This is a genomic window from Yersinia fenwicki, assembly GCF_043099325.1.
In the GTDB taxonomy this organism is placed as follows: domain Bacteria; phylum Pseudomonadota; class Gammaproteobacteria; order Enterobacterales; family Enterobacteriaceae; genus Yersinia.
Genome location: NZ_CP170755.1, coordinates 3,819,923 through 3,831,067 on the forward strand (window position 1 = coordinate 3,819,923; position 11,145 = coordinate 3,831,067).

Sequence of the window (11,145 nt, forward strand, 5' to 3'; positions counted from 1 at the left end):
CAGAGTCATGGTGGCGACAAATTCCTTTATTTATTGGAAAAACCTATTGCTGAACCACAATGTTTTCTTGTGATGGATCAACATGTTGCATTCTTAGCTTATCGGTTGCGATACTTTCAACACGGCTGTGGTCACCCAATGCATTTTCTTCCAGAATCAAGTTGCGCCATTCAATATCCAGCGCATCCCGTTCCAGTACCAACTGTTCGCGCTCAGCGGTCAGCAAACGCGTACGGTGGGCGGTGGTCACAACAAAAATGGCAGACACCAACACCGCAATCAGTAGAATCAACGGGATCTTCGCATTGCGGAGTAAATCCCCGCCGATGACTCCAACTAAACCGTGGCGTTCGTTACCTATCACTCTTTAATCCTCTCGGCAAAACGTAATACCGAGCTACGCGCCCGCGGGTTCTCGGCCACTTCAGCATCCGGCGGCATCATTTTGCCGACAGATTTCAAGGTGCGGCCCCCCATGCTGCGTAACTGTGCTTCCGTCAATGGCAGACCTGCCGGAACCTGTGGGCCGCGGCTGTGATGACGGATAAAGTTTTTCACAATACGGTCTTCAAGCGAGTGGAAGCTAATGACCGATAAACGACCTTCAGGTGCCAAAACTTCAAGAGCACCGTCGAGTGCGCGCTCGATCTCTTCCAATTCGCTGTTGATATAGATGCGGATAGCTTGGAAACTGCGCGTCGCAGGATGCTTATGTTTTTCGCGGAATGGGCTGGCATTGGCAATCAAATCCGCCAGTTCTTTAGTGCGTGTCATCGGTTGAGTGAGGTTACGCTCAACAATGGCCTTGGCTAAACGTTTGGCAAAACGCTCTTCACCGAAGGTTTTCAACACCCAAGCGATATCGTCAGCACTGGCTTTCATCAACCATTCAGCTGCTGATATCCCACGAGTTGGGTCCATACGCATATCCAATGGCCCATCGCGCATGAAGGAAAAGCCGCGCTCAGGATCATCTAATTGGGGAGAGGAGACACCTAGATCCAGCAATACACCGTTAATACGACCGACTAAATCCAATTCCCGCACATAATGTGCTAAATCAGAAAATGGGCCGTGTACGATAGAAAAACGTGGGTCTGTAATAGATTTCGCTGCTTCAATCGCTTGTGGGTCACGATCTATTGCTATTAGGCGCCCTTCTGGCCCAAGTTGGGACAAAATCAGACGCGAGTGGCCACCACGGCCAAAAGTTCCGTCAATATAGATGCCGTTATCACGGATGTTCAGGCCATTAACCGCCTCATCCAGCAATACGCTTGTGTGCTTGTAGTTGTTATCTACAATCTGATTGTTATCTACCATGCTTATAGCGATAAGTCCTGTAGCCGCTCAGATAGAGGTTCCTGAGTAGACTGTTCTGCGTCGATGTCATCCTTGACTTGTTGATACCAGGTCTGTTCATCCCACAGCTCAAACTTGTTGAACTGCCCAACCAGCATCACTTCTTTATTCAGCCCGGCGTGCTGACGCAATGTTCCTGCAATCAGTAAGCGCCCAGCGCCGTCCATCTGACATTCACTGGCATGACCTAACAGCAAACGCTGAACTCGACGTTCAGCTGGGTTCATGCTCGACAGTCGGGATAATTTTTGTTCAATGATTTCCCATGCAGGGAGTGTATAAAGCAACAGGCATGGTTGGTGAAGGTCTATGGTACAGACCATCTGGCCTTGCGATTCCTCATTCAGCAAATCCCGGTAACGGGTAGGTACGGCAAGCCGCCCTTTGCTGTCGAGGTTAACCATCGTTGCCCCACGAAACATGACTGAGTTACCCCTTCATGACCCAATTCGCCACTTTATCCCACAAATCCCCACATTAAAGAGTTTACGGATGGTATGAAAACCTTGTCAAGCCAGAGCGGATGCGCTTTGACAATATTTATGGGTCGTTTTTGAGATATATCTCGTATAAGGGGCTATTTTCGCGGTTGGAATAGAAATTAACGTCATGATAAACGGGCTATTTTTCCGCCAATAATTCCGGCAACTTAAATAAATAATAAATTGTCAATTAATTGACGCATTATTTCCTTCTGCAAGGAATGTCTCATTTTTAGTATAAAAATCGTACGGTTTAAAATTACACACTTTGAGTGCAAAACCCGCGGCGGCTGGCCTTTCCTAAGAAAAAGTCTTGCTATGAGCAGCAAAACCAACGGTAAGACAATAATACCCTTGATAACACCAAGTGTTTCTCGACAGACATTTTACTTCAATTAATCGATAAGGATTAATCTATTTTGAAATAAATTATTAGCGCCTATTTTTAGGTATTGATGAAATATGAATACCTTCAGACAGATAAATCCTAAATTAGGAAAAGACTGTAAATTAATTTTCTTTCTTTGGTTCGTTTTAAATTCTCCTCCTGACACCCAATGTTTCTCTGCCAACCGCCTAAAAAAATAACTATATGTTTTTAAAAAGAAAACACATATGACGCCATTTAAAAAACCACGAAAAGCCCAATTCTTCGCAGTACTAAGTATAAAAATCAGGCAAATGTTAAAAACAAAAATTTTAAGCTAGTTATATTACCAATGTCAGCACTGTAAACTACACAAAAAGCAAAATAACAATACAATAACCTGCAATTTAAATAATGAGCAATACATAAAACCTGCCATTAATTTCAGCAATGGAGGTTTCGACAGAATTTTCCCCCAATTAGGGAGTTAATGACAATGTTTTCAACTGGGTCCCGTCTGCGTAGTGCCGCAGCCGATACTTTTGCACTTGTGGTGTATTGTTTTGTCATCGGCATGATAATTGAAATAGTGATCTCTGGAATGACATTCCAGCAGTCACTCTCTTCCCGACTGGTTTCAATTCCCGTCAACATTCTGATTGCCTGGCCCTACGGCGTATATCGTGATGCGTGCATCCGTTTTGCACGTCGCCATGCAGGCGAACATATGTGGGCGAGGAACCTTGCCGACTTACTGGCTTATGTCAGCTTCCAGTCGCCAGTTTATGCCTTAATTCTGTGGTCTGTTGGTGCGGATTTAGAACAGATAACCACGGCAGTCACGAGTAACGCCTTGGTCTCAATGGCTATGGGTGTAGCTTATGGCTATTTTTTGGAGTATTGCCGTAAGCTGTTTCGAGTCGCAGGGTATGTCTAATATATCTGTATATTTCAACTTGCAGGTGTGTTGGTCGCGCTCATGCACCCGAATCACTTGACTTCAGTAAGCACATCGGAATTTCCTTGCTTGCCGCCTTCCTGCGTTTTGAAATCTATTAGGTATAAGTGGCATGAATGACACAAGCAAACAATAATCAGGGCCTCGGATGAGCCCTGATTTGCTAAAGCGTAGACTATTTGCGGCTTAAGCTACCGCGGCGGAATAAATTGCGGCGAATGCGAGTTAACCCCGGTTTTGGCTTATGCGGTTCATCCAGGCTAGCTAAGACTAACTCCAGCACACGTTCAGCCACATCGCGGTGACGTTGTGCTACTGCCAATACTGGGCATTCGAGGAAATCCAACAACTCATTATCGCCAAAAGTAGCAATAGTAAGGTTACTGGGTAGGCGTCCACTTTGTTTTAAAGTGACATCCATAACACCCTGCAATAGCTGGAATGAGGTAGTAAATAGCGCTTGCGGCATGGGATGGGTCTTCAGCCACTGCGCAAACAGCGTACCAGCAGCTTCGCGCTCGTAACTGTTGGCATACAGATAATCGACCTTACGCGGATCATCTTTCCACGCCTCACGGAACCCCATCTCCCGCAGGAAACTGACCGACAATTCTGGCAACGCCCCCAGATATAATATGGATTCAGCCGGGAATGAACGCAGTTCTTGTGCCAACATCTGTGCATCTTCTTGATCTGCACCGACAACACTAATGAAATGTTCCCGATCAAGCGCACGATCGAGTGCGATTATCGGTAATGGATCATTGGCCCAGCGCTGGTAAAAAGGGTGCTCAGGTGGCAGAGCGGTAGAAACGATAATGGCGTCAACCTGGCGCTGTAACAAGTGCTCGATACAACGCATTTCATTATCAGGTTGGTCTTCAGAACAAGCGATCAGGAGCTGATAACCCCGCTGGCGAGCCTGACGTTCCAAATAATTCGCGATACGGGTATAGCTAGTATTCTCCAAATCAGGGATAACCAATCCGATCGAACGGGTTCTGCCCGCGCGCAACCCGGCCGCAACAGCATTTGGGTGATAATTATGTTCCCTGACAACTGCCATAACTTTGTCGACTGTTTTATCGCTGACTCGGTACTGTTTCGCTTTGCCATTAATGACATAACTGGCCGTAGTACGCGAAACGCCCGCAAGGCGCGCGATTTCATCCAGTTTCACATAGACCCCTTATACCCTGTAAAGTGAAGTTGTAGATTAGACTAAGAAGTCTATAGACATAGTTTAATCGTGGATATGATCTAACAGCAGAACTCACCATTGAGCAACCGCTTTAACCGCCATATAACGCTATTCCGGTTAAAAAATAAGAAAAAAAAAGCCCAGCCTACTGGCTGAGCCTGATAATTGGAGATTAGTCGGTATTAATCACCATAATTAAATTAACGCATGATCTTGTCACCACGGGAAACACCGACAATACCGGAGCGAGCAACTTCAACAATTTCTGCCACTTCACGCACCGCATTTAAAAATGCATCCAATTTGTCACTGGTACCAGCAAGCTGCACGGTGTAGAGCGTCGCGGTAACATCCACAATCTGACCTCGGAAGATTTCAGCACAGCGCTTCACTTCTTCACGCCCGTAACCGCTGGCCTGCAATTTCACCAACATGATTTCGCGCTCAACATGTGAACCAGAAACCAGCTCACTCACACGCAACACATCAACCAATTTATGCAGTTGTTTTTCAATCTGTTCCAGAACCTTGGCATCACCTACAGTTTGGATAGTCATTCTTGACAATGTAGGATCATCGGTAGGTGCAACCGTCAAACTTTCAATGTTATAACCGCGCTGAGAAAACAGACCCACCACTCTTGATAAAGCACCTGATTCGTTTTCCAGCAAAACTGATAAAATCCGGCGGCGCATAATTATGTCCTCTCCGTTTTACTAAGCCACATTTCGTCCATGCCACCGCCACGAATCTGCATCGGGTAAACATGTTCTGTTTCATCGACAGTTACATCCACAAATACCAGGCGATTAGTCTCGGATAATTGTGTCAAAGCATCGGCCAGTTTACTTTCCAACTCATCAGGCGTGCGGATAGAAACACCAATATGACCATATGCTTCAGCCAATTTGACGAAATCAGGTAGCGAATCCATGTAAGATTGTGAATGTCGGCCAGAATAGATCATATCCTGCCACTGCTTCACCATGCCGAGATAGCGGTTGTTCAGGTTCAAGACCAATACCGGTAAGTTGTATTGCAGAGCGGTAGATAATTCCTGAATATTCATTTGGATACTGCCATCACCGGTGACACATACCACAGTTTCATCCGGTAGCGCCAATTTCACCCCAAGGGCCGCTGGCAAACCAAAGCCCATGGTGCCCAGACCACCTGAGTTGATCCAATGCCGTGGCTTATCAAATGGATAGTAAAGCGCGGCAAACATTTGGTGCTGGCCCACATCGGAGGTGACATAGGCATCGCCTTTGGTCAGGCGATGTAGTGTTTCAATCACCGCCTGCGGCTTGATTTTTCCACTATCGCGGCTGTAACTCAGGCAGTCACGGGCACGCCATTGTTCAATGGATTGCCACCAATCACGCAAACTATCGAAGTCTTGTGCGCAATCAATTTGAGGCAATAAATCCAACATTTGCGTCAGAACTTGTTTGGCATCGCCAACAATCGGAATATCAGCTTCCACGGTTTTTGATATGGACGTCGGGTCTATATCAATGTGAACCACAGCAGCATTCGGGCAATATTTCGCCAGATTATTGGTGGTACGATCATCAAAGCGCACACCAACGGCAAAAATCAGATCCGTATTGTGCATCGCCATGTTGGCCTCAAACGTCCCGTGCATCCCCAACATACCTACACTTTGGCGATGAGTCCCAGGGAAACTACCTAATCCCATCAGAGAGCTAGTGACCGGCAAATTAAGCTTTTCAGCCAAGGTCAGTAACTCTTCATGGCAAGCTGAGTTAATGGCCCCGCCGCCGACATACATGATAGGCCGCTTCGCCGCTAGAATGGTTTGCAGTGCGCGTTTAATCTGCCCGCGATGGCCTTGCACCGTCGGATTATAAGAACGCAAGCTGACTTGTTCAGGGTAGGCATAAGGCATTTTCACCGCTGGGCCGACGATATCTTTTGGTAGATCAATAACTACCGGGCCAGGGCGGCCTGTCGATGCCAGATAGAATGCTTTTTTCAATACGGTTGGAATATCTTCAGTACGTTTGACCAGGAAACTGTGTTTGACGACTGGCCGGGAGATCCCCACCATGTCACACTCCTGGAAAGCATCAAAGCCAATCAATGAGCTAGGCACCTGGCCAGAAAGCACTACCATCGGCACTGAATCCATATACGCCGTTGCAATGCCGGTTATAGCATTGGTCGCACCGGGCCCTGATGTGACTAGCACGACACCGACCTCACCTGTGGCACGCGCATAGCCATCGGCCATATGAACCGCACCTTGTTCGTGGCGCACCAGCACGTGATCAATGCCTCCGACCGTGTGCAGGGCATCGTAAATATCAAGTACGGCCCCGCCGGGATAACCGAATACATGCTTAACGCCCTGATCGATTAACGATCGGACAACCATCTCGGCTCCTGACAACATCTCCATGGGTTTTGCCTCCAGGCTTAGTTTGCTCATTGGATAACGGGAAATCATTTCCACGAAATCCGGTAGGAAAGGCACAACGCCCTGTATTCCTATCTTTGTTTGTTATAGTTCTAATGTTTATTAACATAACTAACTTATTAACATAACGTCAGAATTTCTGGCAGGCAAACAGCAATTATCTGCGTTAAAGGCAATTGTGTTGGTCACAAACTGGATTTATCTTCATCAGAAAAACAAAACACTGCCTGATCTCCCACAAACTTGTTTTTCACGCCGACTTATTCATTAATCAAAGAACTAAATCAGGTTGGGAATTTTTGCAGATTAGCTACAGTAAAATAGTTACTGCGCACAAAGAGAAGGGAGAGAGACGCTTGGTCAGAAAGTCAGCAACGACCGCTATCATTAAACAGATATCGGCCGTTACAGTGAAGGTAATGCTGAGTCAGTCGCGGTACATGGAGTCAATTTCATTCTGATAACGCTGGAGAATGATTTTACGCCGTAATTTCATGGTAGGAGTCAATTCACCCGTTTCCATGGTAAAGGCCTGCGGTAACAGAGTAAAACGCTTAACTTGTTCAAACTTTGCCAGCTCTTTTTGCATATCTTTCAGTCGTTGCTCGAACAAACTGACGATATGGCTATGGCGCAACAGTTCTAATCTGTCGTGGTATTTCAGGTTTATCGAATGAGCATATTCTTCCAGTGACTCGAAACACGGAACAATCAGCGCCGAAACAAATTTGCGGGTATCGGCAATAATAGCAATCTGCTCGATAAATCGATCCTGACCCAAGGTGCCTTCGATCATCTGCGGTGCAATATATTTTCCACCGGAGGTTTTCATCAAATCTTTCAGCCGTTCAGTAATGAATAAATTCCCCTGTGGGTCTAATGCGCCGGCATCACCTGTTTTGAGCCATCCATCTTCCGTAAAAGACTCCGCTGTCTCTTGGGGTTTATTAAAATAGCCGCGCATCACAATCGGGCCGCGCACCTGAATTTCATTTTCGGCGCCCAGACGCACCTCGATCCCCGGTAATGGCTTACCGATAGAGCCAAAACGGAAATCTTTTTCTTCCCAACAAGACACGGTGGCGCAAGTCTCTGTCATCCCATAGCCGTACTTGATATTAATACCCATTGCTTGGAAAAACAGAATGATATTATCATCCAATCGAGCCCCTGCAGCCGGTAAAAAACGAACTTTCCCACCCAGAACACCGCGTAATTTACTCAATACCAAACCATCGGCCAACTTATACAGCTGCTCAGAAAGCCACGAGGAGGTTTGCCCACTTTGCAAGTTTTGGAATTTGCGCTCGCCACACCCTACCGCCCAGCGGAATAGCATTTGGCGATGCCATTTCGCCAGAGCAACTTTGTCATTGATGGCACTGAATACTTTCTCGTAGAAACGGGGAACCGCACACATGACTGTCGGTTTTACTGCCTGCATCGCTGCGCGTACCCAATTAGTATCACTGATATACACATTTTGTGCGCCAGTATGCATGACATAAAAACTCCAGGCCCGCTCAAACACATGGGACAGCGGCAAGAAGCTAAGAGAAGTATCGTCAGATGTCAGGGTCAAACGTTGGTCATGTAAGTAGAGTTGAGCCGCCATATTTCGGTACTCCAGCATCACACCTTTCGGTTCCCCCGTGGTACCTGAGGTATAGATCAATGTGAATAAGTCACTTAAATCGCAACCTTCTATACGCGCGGTTAATAGATGCTGTTGTACCGCATCTGGCTGTTGTTCAAAATCAGCCAAATGTTGAGCATATTCACAACCACGTAAATCAACATCAGGATCTAATACAACAATATGGCTAAGCTGTGGACAGAGCGGCTTAAGTGTGATCGCAACGTCAAATTGTGCTTGTCCACCGACAAACACAATACGCACATCAGCATCATTCACTACGTAAGCCGCTTGAGCCGTTGTATTGGTAGCGTACAACGGCACACTCACACCACGAATCTGTAAAATAGCTAAATCCGCCAATGACCAGGCCATGCTGTTATTAGCAAAAATCCCAATACGCTCTTGAATGGCAACGCCCAAAGACAATAAAGCCGCAGAGATCCGCGTTACGTGCGTATCAATCTGCCGCCAGGTCAGCTGACTTTCGCCTTGTGGCGACCATTCACGAAAGGCGACGTTGTCGGTTCTCTGGCTTATTTGTTGGCGCAAACGGCGCACAAGGTGGTATTGATCTAATATTTGGGTCATAAAAATCGCAGCTCGCTGGGAAATCATTCGTTAAAGTGTACCGCCACTTTTTGCCTGTCAGCTTTCAGCTTACATGCGTTCACTTTTTTTCGCGCAGTCTACTCACTCTATAAGCTATGGCAAATAAAATTCGGCACAGAAATGTGAGCTGAAATCGATTTTGACGAAAAAAACAACAGTCAAGGTAATGGAGAGGGAATTAAAGCAGATAAAAGTATTTGACGGGATGGGATCATAATTAAACACCAGAAATAATGATGTTAAAGGTAACGACTGCCCTTGCCTGCCACTGAGAATAAGATAACTTCAGCAGCAGGACTTAACGATAATAATTAAGAAGGAATACTAAGTTGGTTGAGTAGTTCTTTCATCCACTGATGTCCTTTATCTCTATCCGTTGATTCATGCCAAGTAAGGTAACATGGGCGACATGTTTCTTCCCAAGGTAAGGAAATCAGCTTCAAATTAAGCGCCTCACTGTATGTTTGAACCAACCAGCGAGGAGCAATGGCGACAAAGCTAGTTTGAGATACAATATTTAGCACGCTGTTCATATCAGTACTTTCATAAGCAATAGTTTTGGTGCTAATCGCTGATTCATAATAAAGCTGACTGAAAGAACCCACTTTATCCAATGAGACAATCGCATGTGATTCAGAAAGGAGTTGTTCTTGCGTAATTGAATTATCAATACGTGGATGATTTTTAGATACAGCTAAAACTAATTCATCATTGGATAATGATACATGGTGAAAATCGGAACGTTCGAATTTGGTATAACCTATCACAAACTCAGTTTCTTGATAACGTAATTGATGCTCAATATTCTCATTAAGATAAGATCTAACAAGGAGCTGAACATTAGGTGCTAATTGATTAACTCGTTGTATAATCGGTGCTATTAACCTGATATCCAGAGGACTGCAAATAGATAAATTAAATACTCTCCCACTATTTTTAGCTTCAAACCCCGCACCTGGTAACTCATTTTGTACTAATTGCAGTGCTTGTCTCACCGGGCCGAAAAGCTGCCGCGCTCTGGCAGTTGGCTGAATACCTCGACCATAACGCACGAACAATTCATCATTAAACATCACTTTAAGGCGAGCAACAGCATTACTTACCGCAGGTTGGGACATTCCCAGTGACTGTGCTGCGCGCGTGACATTGTGCATTTGCATCACAGCATCGAAAACAGTTAATAGATTAAGGTCAACACTGCGTAAATGAACATCGTTACCTTCCTTTTTAGTGACTTGACTGTCGATTACTAAGTTGTGTTCAAACATGCTTAACTCCACTAAGCTTTATGCAGATGGCATGATTAATAAATAACCTCATAGATATTTGTCTCTCTTTTAAAATATCTTTGAACACTTATCATTAATGATACCAATATTCTCTTTAATACCTCGACGAGGTAGAATCGAGTCTCATCCTTGTATAAGTGTGAAAACATAAATCACACCTAATGCATTTGGTGATCAATAAATATCCGTAGGTATACATATAAACAATAAAAACATGCGAAATATTTTGCATGGTGAATAAAACCAATCTACATTATCAATATCAAGACAACGTCTTGTCAGCATATAAAATATAACCTTGACATGACCACATCACAAAATGAGAACATTAACAACTATGGCATTAATGAATAATAAATTCTCCACTTATAACTTATTAATCCTTAATTTATCTTAAAAAAACAATAGTACCGGGAGGTTTTGATATTGATCTAGTTATAATTAATATAAACAGTCTTAAAATATAAGAAAAATGAACAAATCCAAGTGATAAGATAAAATATAATAGATATTAACCTTTTATCTATATAAATAAAAAATAAGATCCCCTTCCGTTGGATTATTTGATTGCTAACCTATTACGTTCAACACTTGCCAGTGTCTCCTATTCCCTAACGCGGTTTTTAACAGACCATAGGCTGAGAGTAAATAGCCCATCTGTTCATAAAATCGTAAAGAGAACAATAATCCATAATTTTAACGTTATACCAAACAAAGTTAAAAACATCACTTGGATTTTTAGATGATAAAACTTAAAAATTTAACTTTTAGGTTTTATATGTCGTTATAAGGAAT

Annotated in this window: 9 protein-coding genes; 1 reads left to right on the forward strand and 8 read right to left on the reverse strand. The window is 44.4% G+C overall.

The annotated features are described in order from the left end of the window. Window positions 1-43: 43 nt before the first annotated feature. The 3 genes from ftsL to mraZ are packed head-to-tail and all read right to left on the reverse strand — an operon-like array spanning window position 44 to window position 1,784. Window positions 44-364: a cell division protein FtsL gene (ftsL, locus tag ACF3VQ_RS17375; RefSeq protein WP_005156880.1), complete on the reverse strand. Its 321-nt coding sequence runs from the start codon at window positions 362-364 to the stop codon at window positions 44-46. Beyond that, complete coding sequence (gene rsmH, locus ACF3VQ_RS17380; protein WP_392432304.1) at window positions 361-1,323, reverse strand: 16S rRNA (cytosine(1402)-N(4))-methyltransferase RsmH; 963 nt, start codon at window positions 1,321-1,323, stop codon at window positions 361-363. Before rsmH ends, ftsL begins: the two co-directional genes overlap by 4 nt. A gap of 2 nt (window positions 1,324-1,325) precedes the next feature. Continuing rightward, window positions 1,326-1,784, reverse strand: coding sequence for a division/cell wall cluster transcriptional repressor MraZ (mraZ, locus tag ACF3VQ_RS17385; RefSeq protein WP_050095375.1), 459 nt, complete (start codon window positions 1,782-1,784; stop codon window positions 1,326-1,328). A 923-nt stretch (window positions 1,785-2,707) separates the two neighbouring features. Here mraZ and ACF3VQ_RS17390 point away from each other — a divergent pair. After that, window positions 2,708-3,148: an L-alanine exporter AlaE gene (locus tag ACF3VQ_RS17390; RefSeq protein ID WP_392432305.1), complete on the forward strand. Its 441-nt coding sequence runs from the start codon at window positions 2,708-2,710 to the stop codon at window positions 3,146-3,148. A gap of 196 nt (window positions 3,149-3,344) precedes the next feature. On the opposite strand, the gene cra is transcribed toward ACF3VQ_RS17390, so the two are convergent. The 5 genes from cra to leuO form a co-directional block, all read right to left on the reverse strand. Then, window positions 3,345-4,349, reverse strand: a complete 1,005-nt coding sequence (cra, locus tag ACF3VQ_RS17395) for a catabolite repressor/activator (RefSeq protein ID WP_392432306.1) — start codon at window positions 4,347-4,349, stop codon at window positions 3,345-3,347. Between the two features lie 221 nt (window positions 4,350-4,570). Continuing rightward, entirely contained in the window at window positions 4,571-5,065 is a 495-nt protein-coding gene (ilvN, locus tag ACF3VQ_RS17400) for an acetolactate synthase small subunit (protein ID WP_004388986.1), read from the reverse strand. A 2-nt stretch (window positions 5,066-5,067) separates the two neighbouring features. Further along, window positions 5,068-6,795, reverse strand: a complete 1,728-nt coding sequence (gene ilvI / locus ACF3VQ_RS17405) for an acetolactate synthase 3 large subunit (protein WP_392432307.1) — start codon at window positions 6,793-6,795, stop codon at window positions 5,068-5,070. Between the two features lie 445 nt (window positions 6,796-7,240). After that, window positions 7,241-9,040, reverse strand: coding sequence for an AMP-dependent synthetase/ligase (locus tag ACF3VQ_RS17410; protein ID WP_392432308.1), 1,800 nt, complete (start codon window positions 9,038-9,040; stop codon window positions 7,241-7,243). A 332-nt stretch (window positions 9,041-9,372) separates the two neighbouring features. Next, a complete protein-coding gene (gene leuO / locus ACF3VQ_RS17415) occupies window positions 9,373-10,329 on the reverse strand; it encodes a transcriptional regulator LeuO (protein ID WP_392432309.1) in 957 nt (318 codons plus the stop codon). Window positions 10,330-11,145 lie beyond the last annotated feature (816 nt).